19 protein-coding genes are annotated in these 18,892 nt (G+C 71.8%); 8 read left to right on the plus strand and 11 right to left on the minus strand.

Annotated elements, in window-relative coordinates; genetic code table 11:
* Positions 1-82: 82 nt before the first annotated feature.
* Positions 83-961, minus strand: coding sequence for an MBL fold metallo-hydrolase (locus FB465_RS27855; RefSeq protein WP_145797638.1), 879 nt, complete (start codon positions 959-961; stop codon positions 83-85).
* Between the two features lie 338 nt (positions 962-1,299).
* On the opposite strand from FB465_RS27855, the gene FB465_RS27860 reads away from it, so the two are divergent.
* From FB465_RS27860 to FB465_RS27870, 3 genes are all read left to right on the plus strand, one after another.
* Positions 1,300-2,082 (plus strand): EI24 domain-containing protein, encoded by a 783-nt coding sequence (locus FB465_RS27860; protein ID WP_145794894.1) that lies wholly within the window; start codon positions 1,300-1,302, stop codon positions 2,080-2,082.
* A gap of 61 nt (positions 2,083-2,143) precedes the next feature.
* The gene (locus FB465_RS27865; protein WP_145794896.1) at positions 2,144-3,391 is read left to right on the plus strand and encodes a cytochrome P450; all 1,248 of its coding nucleotides are present in this window, start codon (positions 2,144-2,146) and stop codon (positions 3,389-3,391) included.
* A gap of 127 nt (positions 3,392-3,518) precedes the next feature.
* Positions 3,519-4,793 carry an ATP-binding protein gene (locus FB465_RS27870; protein ID WP_145794898.1) on the plus strand — a complete coding sequence of 425 codons (1,275 nt, stop codon included), beginning with the start codon at positions 3,519-3,521 and terminating at the stop codon, positions 4,791-4,793.
* A gap of 3 nt (positions 4,794-4,796) precedes the next feature.
* On the opposite strand, the gene FB465_RS27875 is transcribed toward FB465_RS27870, so the two are convergent.
* Complete coding sequence (locus FB465_RS27875) at positions 4,797-5,063, minus strand: Prokaryotic metallothionein (RefSeq protein WP_145794900.1); 267 nt, start codon at positions 5,061-5,063, stop codon at positions 4,797-4,799.
* Positions 5,064-5,217: 154 nt separating this feature from the next.
* Here FB465_RS27875 and FB465_RS27880 point away from each other — a divergent pair, with 154 nt between their 5' ends.
* Positions 5,218-5,559 carry an antibiotic biosynthesis monooxygenase family protein gene (locus FB465_RS27880; protein ID WP_145794901.1) on the plus strand — a complete coding sequence of 114 codons (342 nt, stop codon included), beginning with the start codon at positions 5,218-5,220 and terminating at the stop codon, positions 5,557-5,559.
* Positions 5,560-5,696: 137 nt separating this feature from the next.
* Here the strand turns inward: FB465_RS27880 and FB465_RS27885 are convergent, their stop codons facing one another.
* Positions 5,697-6,290 (minus strand): HdeD family acid-resistance protein, encoded by a 594-nt coding sequence (locus FB465_RS27885; RefSeq protein WP_246192870.1) that lies wholly within the window; start codon positions 6,288-6,290, stop codon positions 5,697-5,699.
* Positions 6,291-6,457: 167 nt separating this feature from the next.
* Here FB465_RS27885 and FB465_RS27890 point away from each other — a divergent pair, with 167 nt between their 5' ends.
* Positions 6,458-8,236 (plus strand): NAD-binding protein, encoded by a 1,779-nt coding sequence (locus FB465_RS27890; RefSeq protein ID WP_145794904.1) that lies wholly within the window; start codon positions 6,458-6,460, stop codon positions 8,234-8,236.
* A gap of 103 nt (positions 8,237-8,339) precedes the next feature.
* Here the strand turns inward: FB465_RS27890 and FB465_RS27895 are convergent, their stop codons facing one another.
* From FB465_RS27895 to hppD, 7 genes are all read right to left on the minus strand, one after another.
* Positions 8,340-9,116 carry an enoyl-CoA hydratase gene (locus tag FB465_RS27895; protein WP_145794906.1) on the minus strand — a complete coding sequence of 259 codons (777 nt, stop codon included), beginning with the start codon at positions 9,114-9,116 and terminating at the stop codon, positions 8,340-8,342.
* 108 nt (positions 9,117-9,224) lie between these two features.
* The gene (locus FB465_RS27900; protein WP_145794908.1) at positions 9,225-10,259 is read right to left on the minus strand and encodes an enoyl-CoA hydratase/isomerase family protein; all 1,035 of its coding nucleotides are present in this window, start codon (positions 10,257-10,259) and stop codon (positions 9,225-9,227) included.
* 75 nt (positions 10,260-10,334) lie between these two features.
* A complete protein-coding gene (locus tag FB465_RS27905; protein WP_145794909.1) occupies positions 10,335-10,913 on the minus strand; it encodes a dihydrofolate reductase family protein in 579 nt (192 codons plus the stop codon).
* 82 nt (positions 10,914-10,995) lie between these two features.
* Positions 10,996-12,207: a fumarylacetoacetase gene (gene fahA, locus FB465_RS27910; RefSeq protein WP_145794911.1), complete on the minus strand. Its 1,212-nt coding sequence runs from the start codon at positions 12,205-12,207 to the stop codon at positions 10,996-10,998.
* Positions 12,204-13,004 carry a hypothetical protein gene (locus FB465_RS27915; protein WP_145794913.1) on the minus strand — a complete coding sequence of 267 codons (801 nt, stop codon included), beginning with the start codon at positions 13,002-13,004 and terminating at the stop codon, positions 12,204-12,206. Before FB465_RS27915 ends, fahA begins: the two co-directional genes overlap by 4 nt.
* Positions 13,005-13,104: 100 nt before the next feature.
* A complete protein-coding gene (locus FB465_RS27920) occupies positions 13,105-14,304 on the minus strand; it encodes a homogentisate 1,2-dioxygenase (RefSeq protein ID WP_145794914.1) in 1,200 nt (399 codons plus the stop codon).
* Positions 14,305-14,328: 24 nt separating this feature from the next.
* The gene (gene hppD / locus FB465_RS27925) at positions 14,329-15,465 is read right to left on the minus strand and encodes a 4-hydroxyphenylpyruvate dioxygenase (RefSeq protein ID WP_425461264.1); all 1,137 of its coding nucleotides are present in this window, start codon (positions 15,463-15,465) and stop codon (positions 14,329-14,331) included.
* 422 nt (positions 15,466-15,887) lie between these two features.
* On the opposite strand from hppD, the gene FB465_RS27930 reads away from it, so the two are divergent.
* From FB465_RS27930 to FB465_RS27940, 3 genes are read left to right on the plus strand one after another with little or no spacing between them, the layout of a single operon-like run.
* Complete coding sequence (locus FB465_RS27930; RefSeq protein ID WP_145794918.1) at positions 15,888-17,000, plus strand: 3-dehydroquinate synthase family protein; 1,113 nt, start codon at positions 15,888-15,890, stop codon at positions 16,998-17,000.
* 33 nt (positions 17,001-17,033) lie between these two features.
* On the plus strand, positions 17,034-17,354 hold the full coding sequence (locus tag FB465_RS27935) for a hypothetical protein (RefSeq protein ID WP_145794920.1): 321 nt from the start codon (positions 17,034-17,036) through the stop codon (positions 17,352-17,354).
* Complete coding sequence (locus FB465_RS27940; protein WP_145794922.1) at positions 17,351-17,743, plus strand: hypothetical protein; 393 nt, start codon at positions 17,351-17,353, stop codon at positions 17,741-17,743. Before FB465_RS27935 ends, FB465_RS27940 begins: the two co-directional genes overlap by 4 nt.
* Positions 17,744-17,767: 24 nt before the next feature.
* On the opposite strand, the gene FB465_RS27945 is transcribed toward FB465_RS27940, so the two are convergent.
* Complete coding sequence (locus FB465_RS27945; protein ID WP_145794924.1) at positions 17,768-18,655, minus strand: hypothetical protein; 888 nt, start codon at positions 18,653-18,655, stop codon at positions 17,768-17,770.
* Between the last annotated feature and the right edge of the window lie 237 nt (positions 18,656-18,892).

Below are 18,892 nucleotides of genomic sequence, written 5' to 3' on the forward strand. Positions count from 1 at the left end.
GGATGACAACCACCGCGTCGACCCACAAATTATCCGGTTCACCCCGTTCTGTCCCGCCGCCTCGCCCGAGCGCATCGGAGTGTCAGAAGCGCAGCGGCGTCAGGTGCTCGGGCACCACCACCCGGGAACGTGGCGCCGCCTGCCGGGCCTCGGTCAGGAATCCGGCCAGGTCGGCGGCCGGATCCTTGACGGCCGGATCGGTCAGCGGCGTCTCGAAGTTGTCCCAGTGCACCGGGACGACGGTCCTCGGGAGGTCCAGCGCCTTGAGCAGCCGGGGCAGGTAGCGGTGCGTCGCCTTGCTGTTCTGGACGGCGATCATCGCCACGTCCGGCCGCAGACCTGCCACATTGCGCTCGACGAAGTCGCTGGCACCCATCAGGAAGGCCGCCGGGCCGCCGCCGAACCGCACCTGGAAGGCGAGCGTGTCGCCCTCCGGCAGGTCGGAGATGGTGGCCGGTGCGACCGCGGGCGGGGCGGTGAGGGTGCCCGGTGCGAAATAGCGGTGCTTCGGGTTGCGGCTGTGCAGGCTCGACACGACCTCGACCACGCAGAAGCCGAAGTCCAGCACCTCGCCTCCCTTGACCACGACGAGCTGCGCCGGGTCGACGCCCAGCGCCGTGAGGAGGTGACAGGTGGTCTGGGTGCCGACGACGGGCGCCTTGGTGGCCTTGGCGATGTACGGGACGTCGTTGAAGTGGTCCCAGTGGCTGTGGCTGACCAGGACGAGGTCCGCGGCGCCGGCGTGCTGGTCCACCAGATCGCCCCTGGTCGTCAGCTCGGTACGCGGGTTGAAGACACCCTTCGCCAGGCCCGTGTCGAAGCGGGTGATGTACGGATCGAAGAGCACCGTCCGCTCCTCGGCGTCCATCCGCCAGCCGGCGTTGCCCAGCCACCGGAACACCGTCCCGGTCCCGGCTGCGGCGCCGTCCTCCCGGCCGGTCCCGGCCGCCTCCGCGGGCATCGCCACCGAACCGACCACCGGGAGCGCGGCCCCCGCGGCGGCCGTCCGAAGGAACCCCCGTCGTCCTAACCTGCTGTCCTGCACGGCTGGTGATCTCCCCTCAGCTCAGCTCCGGCGGGCACGGCTGCCCACGCCTGCACCATAGGATCATCCGCGTCGAACATTCGTCCACGATTCGACGTAATCCGTACACCGCCGGGCGGACTCGGTCCCGGTCGAAGGCGGCCGGGACCGCGCCCCCGTCGTGGTTGCTCAGCTGCCCGTCCACTGGCGGAGCCTCCGGCCCGAGGGGCTCCCGGCCGCCCGGTCGCCGGGTGGCGCCGTCTAGGCTTCTGGACATGCGAGATTTTGCCACGGGGCTGGGTTATCTGATCAAGGGGCAGAAGTGGGTGGCCCGGCACGGCCGGTGGTGGGGGTTCGGGATGATCCCGGCGCTGATCACCCTGGTCGGGTACGTGGCGGCGATGGCCGCGCTGGTCGTGTGGTCGGGTGAGCTGGTCGACTGGGCGACGCCCTTCGCCGACGACTGGAGCTCGCCGTGGCGGAGTCTGGTGCGCGGGGTGTTCGCGGTGGCCGTGGTCGGCGGCGGGGCGCTGCTGGCGGTGGTCACCTTCACGGCGGTCACGCTGCTGGTCGGCCAGCCGTTCTACGAGTCGCTCGCCGAGAAGGTGGACGAGACCGAGGGCGGCGCCCCGGCGGCGCCCGACGTGCCGCTCTGGCGCGAGCTGGTGACCTCGGCGAAGGACAGCATCCGCGTGCTGCTCCGGGTGGTCGCGATCGGCGTGCTGCTGTTCGCCTGCGGATTCATCCCGGTGGTCGGGCAGACCGTCGTTCCGGCCATCGGTGTCTGCGTGTCCGGCTACTTCCTGGCCGCCGAGCTGACCGCCGTGGCGCTGCAGCGCCGGGGCTTCCCGCAACGCGAGCGGCTGCGGCTGCTGCGAAGCAGGCTCGGCCTGGCGCTCGGCTTCGGGGCGCCGCTGGTACTGCTGTTCCTGGTCCCGCTGATCACCGTACTGGCGATGCCCGGCGCGGTGGCGGGCGCGACGCTGCTGGCCCGCGACCTCGCGCCGGTGGAGGAGGACGAGGAGACGGAAGACACTCCCGACTTCCTCCGAAAGTAATTAAGTAATAGATTTCGGTGAAATTTGACATTCCGTCGATATCTGCACGATAACTGCCGTCATGAGTGCATCGGCGGGCATCACCGTACAGTCGGCCGGGGTCGATCTCGCGGACCCGGACTTCTGGCAGCTCCCCGCCCCGGACCGGGCCGCCGCCTTCGCCAGGCTCCGCGCACTCGAGAGCCCGGTCCGCTTCACCGACCCCCGCACCGGCAAGGGGTTCCACGCCCTCGTCCGCCACGCCGACGTGGTCGAGGCCAGCCGCACCCCGGACGTCTTCATCAGCGCCCCCGGCGTCACCACCCCCGAGCCGGCCCGCTGGGTCCGGGCGCTGTTCGGCGACTCCATGGTCAACCTGGACGACCCGCGCCACGCCGACCTGCGCCGGATCGTCTCCCGGGCCTTCACGCCCCGCCTGATCGCCAAGGTCGAGGAGGACATCCGCCGGGTCGCCACCCGGATCGTGGACGAGGTCATCGAGCGGAACCCGGACGACTTCGTGCCGGCCGTCGCCGCCGAGCTGCCCTACCAGGTCATCTGCAACATGATGGGCATCCCCGACCAGCAGCGCCGCGAGATCCTGCAGCAGATCAACCACGCCTCCGAGAACACCGGGGTCGCCCGCAGCCGACTGCGCGTCCCCGGGCGCGGCCTGCGTGCCCTCGCCCGGATGCAGGGCGTGATCGCCGCAATCGGCCGGGAGCGGCGGCGCCGTCCGGCCGACGACCTGATCTCCGCGCTGGTCACCGCAGACGTCGACGGCAAGCACCTCAACTCGCGCGAGCTGGGAGCCTTCTTCTCCCTCCTCCTAGTGGCCGGCGTCGAGACCACCAGGAACGCCCTCGCCCACGGCCTCCACCTGCTCACCGAGCACCCCGAGCAGCGCGCCCTGCTGCTCTCCGACCTCGACACCCACCTCGGCGGCGCGGTGGAGGAGATCGTCCGCTGGTCGACGCCGATCATCCAGTTCCGCCGCACCCTGGCGGTGGACCACGAGCTGAACGGGACGCACCTCGCCAAGGGCGACAAGGTCGTACTGTTCTTCGGCTCCGCCAACCGCGACGAGGCGGTCTTCACCGACCCCGACGCCTTCGACATCACCCGCTCGCCCAACCCGCACCTCGGCTTCGGCGGCGGCGGCCCGCACTTCTGCCTCGGCGCGTACCTGGCCCGCCAGGAGATGAAGGTGCTCTTCCGTGAGCTGCTCACCCGGCTGCCGGACGTCCGCTCGGCCGGCGAGCCCGAGCTGATCCCGTCCAACTTCGACAACCGGGTCAGGTCACTGCCGTTCACGTTCACGGCACCCTGATCCACCGGCGATTCGTCAGGTTTGCCCGCCCGGCTTGTCCGTTCCGGCGCGGGCCGCTGCGAGCCGCCGCCCCTTAGCGTTCCGGGACCACCACGTCATTCGAGAGGCGGTCCCGGTGCAGCAGGTCATGAACGCATGGCTGATCCACGACTATCGCGAGGACGACCTCGCAGCAGTCGTCCACCTGATCGACACCACGGCCGAGCTGGGCCAGGAGTCGGTCTTCTCCCTCGCGGAGTGCATCACCGCCCTGACTTCCCGTCAGCCCGCCGTGGTCGCCGTCAGCCAGGGCGCCCCGATCGGCGCCGCGCTCGCCCATGTCGCGGGGGACCGCGCCTGGGTGATGCGGATCGCGATCGCACCCGGCTGGCGCGGACGCGGCCTGGCGAGTGCCCTGCTGCGCGAGCTGGAGCGCCGCCTGCTGGCGCAGCGGGTGCGCCGGATCGCGTACGTGCTGCCCGAGGAGGAGCTCCTCGGCGAGGGGCTGCGCAACGCCGGGTACACGCGACGTCCGGCGGTCGCGTACTTCGAGAAGGCCGAGCCGCCGACCGGCCCGGCCGCCAACCTGCTCGAGGAGCTCGGCGGCCGTCTGCTGTCCGGCGACCTGTGGGACAAGGTGGCGGGCATGGAGGCCGAGAAGAACCTCATCGAGCGCCGGGTGGTGCTGCCGCTGGCCGAGCCCGAGCGGGCCGCCCGGCACGGCGTACGGCCGCCGCGCGCGATCGCCCTGTTCGGCCCGCCCGGCACGGGCAAGACCACCTTCGCCCGGGCCGTCGCCTCCCGGCTCGGCTGGCCGTTCGTGGAGCTGCTGCCCTCCCGGCTCGCGGACGAGGGCAACCTCGCCGCCGCCCTGCGCACGGCCTTCGCCCGGATCTCCGAGCTGGAGCGGGTGCTGGTCTTCATCGACGAGGTCGAGGAGATCGCGCCGATGCGCGGCGAGGGGGCGCCGTCCGGGATGCACGGGGTCACCAACGAGCTGCTCAAGCTCATACCCGGCTTCCGCGAGGGGGAGGAGCGGCTGCTGGTCTGCGCGACCAACTCCATCCGTTCGCTCGACTCGGCCTTCCTGCGCCCGGGCCGTTTCGACTACCTGATCCCGATCGGCACCCCGGACGCCGCCGCCCGCACCGCTATCTGGTCCCGCTACGCTGCCACTCGCTCGGACGTGGACCTGTCGGTGCTGGTCGGGGCGAGCGAGCTGTTCACGCCGGCGGACATCGAGCACGCCGCCCGGATCGCCGCCCAGGCCGCCTTCGAACGGGACCTGGGGGACGGCGCCTCCGACACGGCGGGGGCGACCACGGACGACTACCTCGCCGCGATCGCCCAGTGCAGGCCGACGGTGACCCCCGCGCTGATCGAGGAGTTCACCGCCGACATCACCTCGCACGCCCGGGTGTGACGGTCAGGCCGGGCGAGCCGGGTGGGAGCCCACCGCGTCGCGGATCTGCTCGCCCAGGCCGCCGTCCCGGCGGGCGCAGTTCGCGCAGCAGAAGAACTTGCCCGAGACCTCCACGCCGTGGCCGACGATCCGCACCTGGCAGTACTCGCAGCGGGGCGCCAGTTTCTCCATCGCGCACTCGAAGCTGTCGAACATGTAGCTGTCGCCGGTGACCGTCTTGACCTCGAAAGCCAGCCAGTAGTCGTTGCCGCAGACCGCACAGACCGCCATGGGGATGCGCCCCTTTCCGTTCCTCGGGTGTCGCCCGGCCGTCTCGGCCGGGCGATTCCGAGTCTCGGACGGCCCTGTGAGGTCGGCAATCTGCGCGCGGCCGAACGGATAATGGGAGGAGCTCTCCTCGCAGGGCGGTAGCAGGGAGGTAGCCATGATCATCCGCATCTGGTCGGCGCCGGTCGTGCCCAGAAAGCTGGACGAGTTCTGCGCCGTGCTGACCGGGCAGGTGCTGACGGAGTTCGGGGACACGGACGGCTTCGAGGGCGTCGAACTGCTGCGCTCCGTGAACGAGGACGACCACCGCGTCCTGGTGGTGACCCGCTGGCGGGACGAGGAGGCGGTGCGCGGGTACGCCGGGCCGATGTGGCGCATCCGGCCGGTCTGGGCCGAGGGCGAGCTCGGCTACCTGGAACACCCGCCGAGGGTCGCCCACTTCCGCCCGGTCGAGCCCGTACCCAGGTCCGAGTCCGCCGCGCCCGGCGAGAACGGCTGACGTCCCCGGACACTCGCGCAGCGGGGCAACGACAAGGGGCGCGAGCAACTGCGCGAGATCGGAACGCAACCTCCTGTAGCCTGCCGTTTCGCGCAGCTCCTCGTGCCCCTGTGGTTGCCCCGCTGCGGGTGGAGCCTCTAGACGCCGGCCGGCAGATGCTTGGCGTTGTGGTGGATCCGGACGGCCGTCGCGATCTCCAGCAGGCCGAGAATCACCAGGCAGCAGCCGGTCAGAATGGTCAGCGCGGTGATCGAGGGGGCCGGCCACACCATCAGGATCACGCCGGCCACCGCGTTGAACGCGCCGGCCGTGGCCTGCCAGCCTCGCGCGGGCATGTCCGGATCGGAGGCCGCGGCGGCGATCTGGGTGATGCCCCGGAAGAGCCAGCCGATCCCGATCCACAGGGCGAGCAGCAGCAGCGACTGCGCGGCGCTGCGGAAACAGAGCAGCCCGAGCAGCACGCACAGGGCCCCGCTGATGAAGGCGAGCACCCGCAGCGCGGTCGCCGCATGGGTGCCGAAGGCCGCCACCAGCTGCACCACCCCGATGATCACCAGATACAGGCCGAACAGCACACCGACCACCCGCAGGGTCTGCTCCGGCCAGGCGAAGACGATCACCCCGAGGATCAGCGAGGCGAGCCCCGCCGCGAGCAGGGCCTGCCAGGCGGCGTGGGCCAGCCGTTGCAGCGGACCCTCCAACAGCGGGGTCGGGACCTGGGGCGTGGCCATGGCGGCCTCCTGACGGGCAGACGGCTGGACACTCCCACTCTCGCCGCCTGCCCGGCGGGCCGCCTGCGGACGCCACCGTTCGGCTGACGCGCCCATGACGGTCTGATGATCCTTCAGTCATCCGGCGGTCACCCGGATGTCCTATCGGATGGGTAGTATCCGATGCTGTGACTCAAGAAGGGTGGGGGACCCCTCAGGTCGAGCCGATCACCAACCACTACATCGTCTGCGGCGGCAACGCCCTGGCCCACCGGCTCATCCGGGAGCTGATCGAGCAGTACGAAGTCCCGGTGGTGGCCCTGGTGCCGGACGTGTCCCGCGACCACGGCCCGCAGATCCTGCAGCTCCCGGGTGTCGCGGCCGTCCACGAGTACGCCACCGTCACGGACGAGGCGCTCGGCGCCGTCCACGCCGAAACCGCCCGCGGCATCGCGCTGGTCGACGGCTCGGACCAGGACAACATCCATGCCGCGCTGAACGCCCAGGGCCGGAACCCGGGCATCCGGATCGTGCTGCGGATGTTCAACCAGCGGCTCGGCGAGCACATCGAGCGGCTGCTGCAGAACGGTGCGGCCCTCTCCGGCTCCGCCACGGCCGCCCCCGCCTTCGCCAACGGCGCCCTCGGCCGCCCCAACTCGGTACGGGTCGGCGACCGTTACCTGTACGTCGCGTACGACGACGACATCCACTCCAACCAGATCTGCGTGGTCGCCGACCGGATCGACCGGCAGGATCTCAGCAGACTGCGCCTGCTGCCCGAGACCGCCGGGCGGGCGGCCGAATTCATCGCACTGGCACGGCGGTTGGGCGCGGACGGTTCGACCGCCGGCCTCCCCGACGCCGACCCGCCCGCCGCCGGGGCGGGCGGGGGCGTGGCCGCCCTGCAGGCACTGACCAGCGAGCCTCCGCTCCCCATCCCGTGGTGGACCAGGACGCGCTGGTGGCTGCTGGACACCCTGCGGTTCTTCACCAGCGCCCGGCTCCGGCTGGTGCTGATCACCGCCCTGCTCGCCGTCCTGCTGGGCGCGGGCGTGATCTGGTACTTCAACGGGCATCTCGGCTGGACGCTCTACGTCACCCTGCTCGACATGGCGGGCGCGGCCACCCCCGACCAGCCGGGCGAGCAGGTGCCCGGCGGCACCTGGCAGCGTGTGGCCCAGGTGGTCATCACCTTCTGCGGCATCACCTTCGTGCCGGTGGCCACCGCGATCATGGTGGAGGTGCTGGCCACCGGCCGCCGCGGGCTGCCGAAGGCCCCCGGCGCCGGGACCCGCGACCACGTGGTGGTGGTCGGCCTCGGCAACGTCGGCGTCCGGGTGGCGGCCCTGGTGCACGAGGCGGGCGTCCCGGTGGTCTGTATCGAGCGTGACCCGCAGGCCCGCGGCATCGCGGCGGTCCGGGCGCTCGGCCTGCCGGTCCTGGTCGGCGACGCGCCGCTGGAGAGCCAGCTGCGGCGGGCCAGGATCCAGTACAGCCGGGCCTTGGTCGCCGTCACCGACGACGACGCGGCCAACCTGGAGGCGGGTCTGGAGGCGCGTGCCGTCCGGCCCGAAGTGCGCATCGTCGTACGGCTCTTCGACGACGACTTCGCCCATCACGTGTACGCGACCCTGGGCAATGTCGCCTCGCGCTCGGTCTCCTACCTCTCGGCACCCGCCTTCGCCGCCGCGCTGATGGGACGTGAGGTGCTCGGTACGCTCTCCGTCTACCGGCACGTGCTGCTGATCGCCGAACTCGCCGCCGACGAGCGGTCGGGGCTGGCCGGGCTGAACCTGCACGACATCGAGGAACCGGGCGGGGTACGGGTGATCGCCGTACGGCTGGCGCGGCGGCCCGAGGACCACCAGTGGAACTACGCCGACCGGGCCCGGCGGCTGGTGCCGGGCGACCGCATCGTCGTGGCGGCCACCCGCAGCGGGCTGGCGCGGCTCAGCACACCGTCCTAGGGATCGGGTGACCACACGAGGGGCGCGGGAACTGCGCGAGTTCGGAAGGCAGCGGCCTGTGCCCTTCCGGTTTCGCGCAGTTCCCGCGCCCCTGCTGGTTGCCCTAGCGGTTCTCGAAGGACGGCGCGCGCTTCTCGGCGAAGGCGGTCATGCCCTCCTTCTGGTCGGCCGTGGCGAAGGCCGCGTGGAAGAGCCGGCGCTCGAACCGGACGCCCTCGGCGAGGGTGGTCTCGAAGGCCCGGTTGACGCTCTCCTTCATCATCACGGCGGCCGGCATCGACATCGCCGCGACGGTCTCCGCAGTGGCCAGCGCCTCCGCGAGCAGCTCGGCGGCCGGCACGACCCGGGACACCAGACCGGCCCGCTCGGCCTCCTCGGCGCCCATCATCCGGCCGGTCAGGCACAGCTCCATCGCCTTGGCCTTGCCGATCGCCCGGGTGAGCCGCTGCGAGCCGCCGATGCCGGGGATGACGCCCAGCTTGATCTCGGGCTGGCCGAACTTGGCGGTGTCCGCCGCCAGCAGGATGTCGCAGAGCATCGCCAACTCGCAGCCCCCGCCCAGCGCGAAGCCCGCCACCGCCGCGACGACCGGCTTGCGCAGCCGGCCCAGCTGGTCCCAGGGGCCGAGCCAGTCGTCCAGGTAGACGTCGGGGAAGCGGTTGTCCTGCATCTCCTTGATGTCCGCGCCGGCCGCGAAGGCCTTCTCGGAACCGGTGATCACCAGACAGCCGATCTCCGGGTCCCGGTCGAACGCGGTGGCGGCCTCCACCACCTCGTTCATGAGCTGGTTGTTCAGCGCATTGAGCGCCTTCGGCCGGTTGAGCGTGATCAGCCCGACCCGGCCCTTGCGCTCGACCAGGATCGTCTCGTAATCGGTCATCGTCCTTGACTCCCCAATTCCTGCTCTGCGGCACTCAGCGCGCCCTGACGGTGCCTACGATCTCGGACGGACCGGCCGGTGCGCCAGTCTCGACAGGCGAGACGATGGTCACCCGAGGCCCAGCTCGTCGCCGCCGCGCGGGGCGAAGAAGCGGGCCACCTCGGCCTCGCCGACCTCGGCGAGGCCGGCCGGGGACCAGCGGGGATCCCGGTCCTTGTCGACCACCTGGGCGCGGATGCCCTCGACCAGGTCGGGCGCCTCGAGGGCAGCACAGGAGACGCGGTACTCCTGGTCCAGGACCTGTGCCAGGGAGCCGAGGGCGCGAGCGCGCCGCAGGGCGGCCAGGGTGACCTTCAGGGAGGTCGGTGACTTGGCCCTGATCTGCTCGGCGGCCTCCTTGGCCTCCGGGACGCCGCTGCTCAGCAGGCGGTCCAGGATCTCCTCCACGGTGTCGGCGCCGTAGCAGGCGTCGATCCACTCGCGCTGGGCGGCCAGTTCGGACGGCGGTGCGTCGGCCGCGAACGTCCGGACGGCCTCGGCCGGGTCCAGCCGGGCCAGGGACCCGGTGAACTCCGCGAGCCGGGAGGTGGGCACGAAGTGGTCCGCGAAGCCGCACAGCAGCGCGTCCCCCGGTCCCATCGAGGCGGCGGTCAGGGCGAGGTGGGTGCCGAGCTCACCCGGTGCCTCGGCGAGCAGCAGGCTGCCGCCGACATCGGGCACCAGGCCGATCCGGGTCTCCGGCATGGCCACGGTGGAGCGCTCGGTGACGACCCGTACGCCGCCGTGGGCGGAGAGGCCGACCCCGCCGCCCATGGTGATGCCGTCCATGACGGCCACGTACGGCTTGGGGTACTGCGAGATCCGGTGGTTGAGCAGGTACTCGTCCCGGAAGAACGACCGCGCGCCCGCTCCGCCGGCCTTGGCGTCGTCGTGGAGCGCCCGGATGTCCGCCCCCGCGCACAGCCCGCGCTCGCCCGCACCGGTCAGGACGACGGTGGCGACCGCGTCGTCCGCGGCCCAGGTCTCCAGGGCCTGCCGGACGGTGAGCAGCATCTCGTGGGTGAGTGCGTTGAGCGCCCGGGGCCGGTTGAGGACGATACGGCCCGCCCTGCCGTCCGTGTGCAGCAGTACATCGGTCGTCATCGGGCCGCTCCGTCCCCTGGGCATCGCTTCAAGATCTCCCGACACGGTACCGGCCCGGTGGACGGCGGGTGGAGATCACCCCGGCGAGGAGGCCTCGGCACGCTGGTAGCGGAGGAGGACGACCCCGTTGCCGAAGGCCCGGGTCTCGGCCAACCGGAGATCGGTCCTGGCGTCCGAGGGCCGGAACAGGGGCTTGCCCCGTCCGATGAGGACCGGGTGGACGCAGAGGTGGTACTCGTCGATCAGGTCGTGCTGCCGGAAGGCCGCGGCGAGGTCGGCACCACTGAGGGCCAGATCTCCGCCGGGCTGCGCCTTGAGCGCCCGGATCTCCTCGACGTCGACCTCCCGCACGATGGTGGTGTTCCAGTCGGCGCGCTCCAGGGTCCGGGAGTACACGATCTTGGGCTTCTCCCGCCAGATGCGGGCGAACTCCACCATGGGCCCGGTACTCGAGGGGTCACTGTCGGCGGTCGGCCAGAACCCGGCCATCAGCTCATGGGTGACCCGTCCGCTCAGGAACGCGCCCAACGCCCTGAGCTGTTCGTTGAAGTAGCTGTGCAGCTCGTCGTCGACCAGGTGCCAGTCGATCTCGCGGTCCGGTCCCTCGAAGAACCCGTCGAGGGACACCGACATCATCAGCACGATCTTTCTCACGGACGGGACGATACGGCGCTTCACCGAGTGGACCTCGGTGCCCCGGCCGACGGTGTGCCGGATTCCCTTACGGGACGACGGCTCAGGGGACGATGCGGCCGGTGACCTCGCCGAAGGACAGGCGGGTGCCGTCCGGGCCGGGGGCAGTGGCGGTGATGGTGACCTCGTCGCCGGTCTCCAGGAAGGTGCGGGTGGTGCCGTCGGGGAGCTTGACGGGGTTCTCGCCGTTCCAGGTGAGCTCGATCAGTGCGCCGCGGGTGTCGGCCTCCGGGCCGCTGACCGTGCCGGAGGCGTACAGGTCGCCCGCGCGCAGGCTGGCGCCGTTGACCGTGAGGTGGGCCAGCTGCTGGGCTGCCGTCCAGTACATCTCGGCGAACGGGGGCCGCGAGACGAGGTGCCCGTTGAGCCGTACCTCGAGGGCGATGTCCAGTCCCCAGGGCTCGCCCGCCCGGTCGTCGAGGTAGGGGAGCGGCTCGACGTCGCGCGCCGGCGGGGTGACCCGGGCGTGCTCCAGGGCGTCCAGCGGCACCACCCAGGGGGAGACGGAGGTGGCGAAGGACTTGCCGAGGAAGGGGCCCAGCGGCACGTACTCCCAGGCCTGGATGTCCCGCGCCGACCAGTCGTTGAGCAGGCAGACGCCGAAGACGTGGTCGCGGAAGTCCGCCAGCGGCACCGGGGTGCCGAGCTCGGTCGGCGCGCCGACCACGAAGCCGACCTCGGCCTCGATGTCGAGCCGGCGCGAGGGGCCGAAGGACGGCAGCGGGTCGGTGGGCGCCTTGCGCTGCCCGTGCGGGCGGACGATCGGGGTGCCGGAGACCACCACCGTGCCCGCGCGGCCGTGGTAACCGATGGGCAGGTGCTTCCAGTTGGGCGTCAGCGGCTCCGAGCCGGGCCGGAAGATCTTGCCCAGGTTGGTCGCGTGGTGCTCGGAGGCGTAGAAGTCGACGTAGTCGGCGACCTCGAAGGGGAGGTGCAGCTCGACGTCCCCGCGCTCGAGCAGGCACGGGCTGATCGCGGGCCGGTGGGCCTCGTCGCTCAGCCAGGCCGTGAGCGAGGCGCGCACGGCCGTCCAGGTCGGACGGCCTGCCGCCAGCAGCGGGTTGAGCGAGTCCGCGTCGAGGAGCACCGAGGGCTCGCCCACGGCGCGGGCGGCGGCGCCCGCGTCCAGGACGAAGTCCCCGACGGCGACGCCGATCCGGCGGCGCCCGGGCTGGTCGGGGGCGGTGAAGACGCCGTACGGGAGGTTGTGCAGGCCGAACGGCGAGTCCTGCGCGGAGGCGATCCAGGTGGTCAACGGTTCTCCCGGGTCAGTAGGCCGAGCGCGGCCAGGTCGTCGAGCGGCTCGGCGATGCTGCAGGTGCCGAAGGCGGTGAAGGAGCTTCTGAGCTGGGCGATCTGATCATCCGTCAGATATCGTGCGGCGGTGGCCAGTACCGCACCTGACCGCTCGGCCAGGACCTCTGCGGCCCGGTCGGGCGCCTGCGCGGCCAGCAGGACGTTCAGGAAGCCGTGGTGCTCGAACCCGGTGACCGGGTCGGTGTGCCGGACGGCGTGGTGCAGCCCGGCCGTGCACTTGTACGGCAGGGCACGCTCGGCGCAGCCGGCCACGAACGCGGCCAGCTCCCCGACCGACGGGAAGGCCGCGGCGGTCAGTCCGCCGGTACGGAACTTGGCCCGGTACGGCGTATCGGTCAGCGCGTCGAGGGACTCCTCCAGGCGGGCGCCGCGCGGGAGTTCGACGGCGGCGGTGACGCCCGACGGAAGGTTCCCGTCGAGGGCGGCGACGGTCGCGCGCACGTCCGACGCGGCCACCTCGACCGAGACGACCGACAGCCCGGCGGCCGCCTTCAGCGCCGGGACGAGCTCGGTGCTGCCCCCCGGCAGCACCAGCCCCACCCGCAGGCCGGGACCGGCCAGCGAGGCCAACTCGCCCAGCCGGCCCGGCCCGCAGAGGAACGGGCCGACCGCCTCGGCGTACCAGGCGGCCCGGTGGGCCAGGTGCGCGGGCACGGCCTCGGGCAGCGGCAGATCCCCCGGCGGGAAGATCGCCGCATCGTCGAACAGCCCACGGAACAAGGGCGGAACGCTCATGCACCCGCCTCGCTTCGCTCGGCGGTCGCTTCGCGACGGGCGGCCAGTCCATTGGTTCGCTTTCCCCCAGCCTCCGGCCGGGGGTACCCCCATCGCTCGCTCACCGGGGCCCCCGTCCGCCCGACCACGTCCACGCGTAGCCCGGGTCCTCGCTCGCGGTCGCGCCCTCGCCGAGCTCCAGCGGACGGAAGGTGTCCACCATCACCGCCAGCTCGTCGAAGAACTCGGCACCGATGCTGCGCTCGTACGCACCCGGCTGCGGCCCGTGGGTGTGGCCGCCGGGGTGCAGCGAGATCGAGCCCTGGCCGATGCCGGAGCCCTTGCGGGCCTCGTAGTTGCCGCCGCAGTAGAACATGACCTCGTCGCTGTCCACGTTGGAGTGGTAGTACGGCACCGGGATCGACAGCGGGTGGTAGTCCACCTTGCGCGGTACGAAGTTGCAGATCACGAAGTTGTTGCCCTCGAAGACCTGGTGGGCCGGCGGCGGCTGGTGGATCCGCCCGGTGATCGGCTCGAAGTCGCTGATGTTGAAGGCGTACGGGTAGAGGCAGCCGTCCCAGCCGACCACGTCGAACGGGTGGTGCGGCACCGTGTACCGGGTGCCGACCACCCCGCTCGACCCCCGGTGCTTGACCAGCACGTCGACGTCCGTCTCGTCGACCAGCAGCGGCCCGACCGGACCGCGCAGGTCGCGTTCGCAGTACGGCGCGTGCTCCAGCAGCTGCCCGAAGCGCGAGAGGTAGCGCTTGGGCGGCGTGATGTGGCTGTTCGCCTCGATGCAGTACGCGCGCAGCGGCTCGTCCGCGCCCGGCACCCAGCGGTGGGTGGTGGCCCGGGGGATGATCACATAGTCCCCCTGGCCGACCTCCAGCGTGCCGAACACCGTCTCCAGGACGGCCGAGCCCGACTCCACGTACACGCACTCGTCGCCGAGCCCGTTGCGGTACAGCTCGCTCGGCGCACCGGCGACCACGTAGCTGATCCGCACGTCCCCGTTGCCGAGCACCAGCCGCCGTCCGGCGACGACGTCGGTGTCCTTCCACTCCTCGCCCTGGAAGAGCTCGTGGAGCTTGAGGTGGCGGGGGATCAGCGGCAGGTTCGGCGTGGTGGCCTGGTCCGGCAGCTCCCACGGCCGGGCGTCCACGATCGCCGAGGGGATGCCCCGGTGGTAGAGCAGGGAGGAGTCCGAGAAGAACCCCTCCTCGCCCATCAACTCCTCGTAGTACAGCCCGCCTTCGGGGGTGCGGTGCTGGGTGTGCCGCTTGGGCGGGATGTTGCCCAGCTGCCGGTAGTGCGCCATGGTCCTAGTCCTCCCGAGCCGTTCTCAGAGGTTGCCGCGCCGGTCCTGCTCGCGCTCCAGCGACTCGAAGAGCGCCTTGAAGTTGCCCTTGCCGAAGCCCAGCGAACCATGCCGCTCGATGAACTCGAAGAACACCGTCGGCCGGTCGCCCTGCGGCTTGGTGAAGATCTGCAGCAGGTAGCCGTCCTCATCACGGTCGACCAGAATGCCGCGCTTCTTGAGCTCCTCGACCTCCACCCGCACCTTGCCGATCCGGGCGCGCAGCTCGGGGTCGTCGTAGTACGAGTCCGGGGTGGAGAGGAACTCCACGCCGTTGGCCCGCAGGATGTCCACGGTGGTGAGGATGTCGTTGGTGGCGAGCGCCAGGTGCTGGCAGCCCGGGCCGCCGTAGAACTCCAGGTACTCGTCGATCTGCGACTTCTTCTTGGCGATGGCCGGCTCGTTGAGCGGGAACTTCACCCGGTGGTTGCCGCTGGCGACGACCTTGCTCATCAGGGCGGAGTACTCGGTGGCGATGTCGTCGCCGACGAACTCGGCCATGTTCTCGAAGCCCATGACGCGGTTGTAGAAGGCGACCCACTCGTCCATCTTGCCGAGCTCGACGTTGCCCACCGCGTGGTCCAGGGCCTGGAACAGCCGCTTGGGGTGGCCCTCGGGGCGCTGCACGCGGGTCGCGGCGGCGACGAAGCCGGGCAGGTACGGGCCGTGGTAGCGGGAGCGGTCGATCAGCGTGTGGCGGGTCTCGCCGTACGTGGCGATCGCGGCGCGGCGGACGGTGCCGTGCTCGTCCGAGACGTCGTTCGGCTCCTCCAGCACGGTCGCCCCGGTCGCGCGGGCGTGCTCGATGCACTTGTCGACGTCCGGCACCTCGAGCGCCAGGTCGACCACGCCGTCGCCGTGGCGGCGGTGGTGGTCCAGCAGCGGGCTGTCCGGGGCGACCCCGCCCTTGATGACGAAGCGGCAGGAGCCGGAGCGCAGGACGAACGCCTTGCGGTCGCGGCGGCCGGTCTCGGGGCCGGAGTAGGCGACCAGCTCCATGCCGAAGACGGCCTGGTAGAAGTGCGCCGTCTGGGTGGCGTTGCCGACGACGAAGACGACCGCGTCCTGGGCGATGACCGGGAAGGGGTCGGCAGCCGCGTCGTGCTCGACCAGGCCCACCAGGCGGCGCAGCTGCTCGGCGTCGAGGCCGGCCTCCAGCTCCTCGGGGGTGAGTTCAACGGCGTTGGCGGTCATCGGTGCTTCCTCCACGTTGAGGCTTCCGCAGCTCAAGGGGGTGGTGAGTGCGGTTGAGCGCTGAGCTTGCTCCTGTGGACCTGGTTGGGCAACAGGTGGATGATCGCCTGTTCAATGTGTACAAGGTGAGCAGGCGCAGGCCCCTGGGACTGCACAGATTGCACAGCCGGGGCGAGGGGTCTTGTCCTTCCCTACGCGGTGCGCTATCGCGTCAGCTCCACGGTACGTCCGGGACCCGGCCGGGACCGGGAGGAGATCTCCGGGCAGGGGCAACGCTTCTGGGAACCGACGGTGTCGAGCACACCGTCTTCCTCACCAAGGGCACCGGTCAGCGCCAGAGGAGGCCCGAGATGGCTCACTCCACCGACCTGGACCGCGTGCTGCAGTCCGGCGGCGCCCACTACCGCCTGCGGGTGCGCAGCGGCGACCACGCCTGGGACGAACTGGCCCGGGAGCTGGCCGCGCTGGACGCCGACCGGTTCGTCGTCCTCGCCGACGGAGGCGTCCCGCCGGAGCTGCTCGCCCGGGTACCGGCGCAGGTGCTCCGGATCCCCGGGGCCTGCACCCTGCAGACCGTCGAGCTGCTCGCGGAGCAGTTGCTCCAGGCCGGAGCCACCCGGCGGACCGTCCTTCTCGCCGTCGGGGGCGAGCAGGCCGGCGGCGTCGCCGGTCTCCTTGCCGGACTGCTGTTCCAGGGGCTGCGGCTGGTCCACCTGCCGACCACGCTGGCGGCGATGTGCGGCTCGGCACTCTCGCTGCGGCACCTCCTGCCCTCGGGCGTGCTCGGCACCCACCACGCCCCCGAACTGGTGTGGAACCAGCTGGACCTGCTGCGGGCCAGGCCGGTCGACGAGCTGCGCTCCGATCTCGCCGAGCTGATCAGGAACGTACTGGCGGTCTGCCCGGCCCACTACGACCGGGTCGCCGCCATCCTGCACCCCGACGCCCGGTACGGGCTGCGCGACCTGGCCTCCTTCATCGCGGTCTGCGCCGACGCGCGGGCCGCCGTCACCGCTTACGACCCGCTCGAACGCGGTCCTGCCCGGGTCCTGGAGTACGGCCGCACCCTCGGCCGGGGCATCGGGCTGCTCACCGCGCTGCGCCCGGGCTGTGCGGACGGCCTCGGGATGCTCGCGTCAGCCCGTACCGCCGTCCACCTCGGCCTGCTCGACGCGGCGGACGAGCGGGCCCACCGGGAGCTGCTGCTGCGCAACGGATCACCCGTCACCCTGCCCCGGAGCGTGGATCTCGACGCGCTCCCGTCCGCCGTCCGCCTCGCCACCGCCCGCAGCGGGGAGCCGGGCCTGGTCCTTCTCAGGGCGCTCGGCCGGCCGCACTGCGTGGGCGGCGACCTGCTGACCCGGGTGGACGAGGACGCCCTGCGGGCCGGCCTCGAGGCCTGCCGTCCCGCCGCGGCCCCGCGCAGCCGCCCCGCACTCGTCCTCGCCCCGGCCGACCGCTGACCGGGAAGCACCAGCCGCCAAGGAGCCCCAGCCATGAGCAGCACCGCCATCACCGCCCTCCACCGGGGTCGCGCCGTCGACCCCGGCCGGGCGCTCACAGGTCCGCTGTGCGGCGTCGGGCTGTCGTGGCTCGAACCGGGCGCCGGCGTCCACCTGAGCGCCGACGGCGTCGAGCACGCCCTCTACGTCACCGCGGGCGCCGGCTCGGCGAGCACCGCCGGAGCCGTCGTCCCGCTCGCCGAGGGCACCGCCGTCACCCTGCCGCTCGGCGAGGAGACCACCCTCACCGCCGGCGAGCGCGGCATGGAGTACTTCCACGCCGTCCTGGCCGTACCCGAAGAGGCCCCGCGATGATCGTCACCACCGCCTCCGCGTCCGCCATGGTCGTCCTCGGCCCCGGCAGCGAACGCACCCGCGTGCTCTGCCTCGCCCGCCGTGACCTGCTGCGCAGCCCCTGCGAGGCCTTCGAGCACGTACGGCTCAGTCCGGGCGCCCACCACGGGCGCCAGGGCCGGCCTGACGCGGAGTCCGCCTGGTACGTCCTGCGAGGGCCGGTGGTCGCCGAACAGTGGCCCGAGCCGGCGCAGCACCTGGCCGCCGACGGGGACCTGCTGCTCGTACCGCGCGGCCACGAGCTGCGCCTGCAGGCCGGCCCGCTCGGCGCCGAACTGCTCTGCCTGACCCTGCACGCCGCGCCGGCCGCCCCTCGCAGGCTCCGGGCACGGAGGACCACCCGGCCGTGACCATGACGGTGTTCTGACGGTCGGTCAGCCGTGGTCGGCGAAGTCCTCGAGGGAGACCGTGAACTCCTCGCGGTCGGGCAGGTACCGCACGCAGTACCGCTGCGGGTACCAGCCGGGCTGCTCCCAGGCCTGCGGCTGCTTGACGGCGGCGCACTCTTCGCCGGCCGTCCCCTCCTCGGTCTGCCGCATCGCGGCGAGGGTGACCATCGGCTCCAGGAAGGTGAGCCGGGCGTCGTAGGCGCCGTAGACGAAGGTCCGGGTGAAGGGCGCGCCGTGCAGCTCGCCCGAGGTGAGGTCGGGCAGGTGGTTGCCCATCGCCACCTCCGCCAGGTTCCTGTTCCCGTGGTCGGCCGGCAGATAGGCGGCCGGCACCGGCTTGGTGGCGGTGGCGAAGTCCTCGCAGTTGATCACGAGGCCGCAGGGGCCGGGCCGGATGGCGTCCCGCTCGGCCTTGGGCCTGAGGTAGAAGTGGACGTCGAAGTGGGGCTTGTCGTAGATGTGCGCCGGGCCGTGGCCCATCGGCTCCCAGTTGAGCAGCGTCCACTCCAGCGGCATCCCGGGGAGCAGGCGCAGCGCGGGCAGGCCGAGGACGTGCTCGTGGCCGCCCGCGCACTCGGTCATCTCCTCGATCTGCCCGTTGCCGTTCTTGTCGTAGCAGTGGTGGCGGTCCGTCATCGCCGTCGGCAGCCCGTCCAGGGCCGTCCGGGTGAGCACGACGCCGACCGCGACCGGGCGCACGTGGTCGAGCTCCGCGTACGTGCGCACGGTGCCGTTGCCCAGCGGCTCTGCCGCGCCGTACGAGACGCACGGCCGGTGCCGGCAGATCTGCACCTCGGCGGCGGCCGGACCGGCTGTCGGCAGCACGGCCGCGGCCAGCGCCAGGACGGCCCACAGGGACGTGCGTCGGATCATCCTCAATGCCTCTCGCTCCGTGCTGATGACCTGCCGATCGGCATGTCACACAAAGTTGATGAGACATCACTGTACGTGTCGCCGACGACGGTCGCGCCGCCCGGCCGGGCCGGCCGCCCTCTTGACTGGAGCTTTACTTCCGCCAATCATCATGAGCGCGTCAATCAATGGACGCGCATTGCGCGCAAGTTCCTGTTCTGCCCCACCAGAATCCGGAGCCCCGGTTGTCTCACCATG

It is taken from the genome of Kitasatospora atroaurantiaca, assembly GCF_007828955.1.
GTDB classification, from domain to species: Bacteria; Actinomycetota; Actinomycetes; order Streptomycetales; family Streptomycetaceae; genus Kitasatospora; species Kitasatospora atroaurantiaca.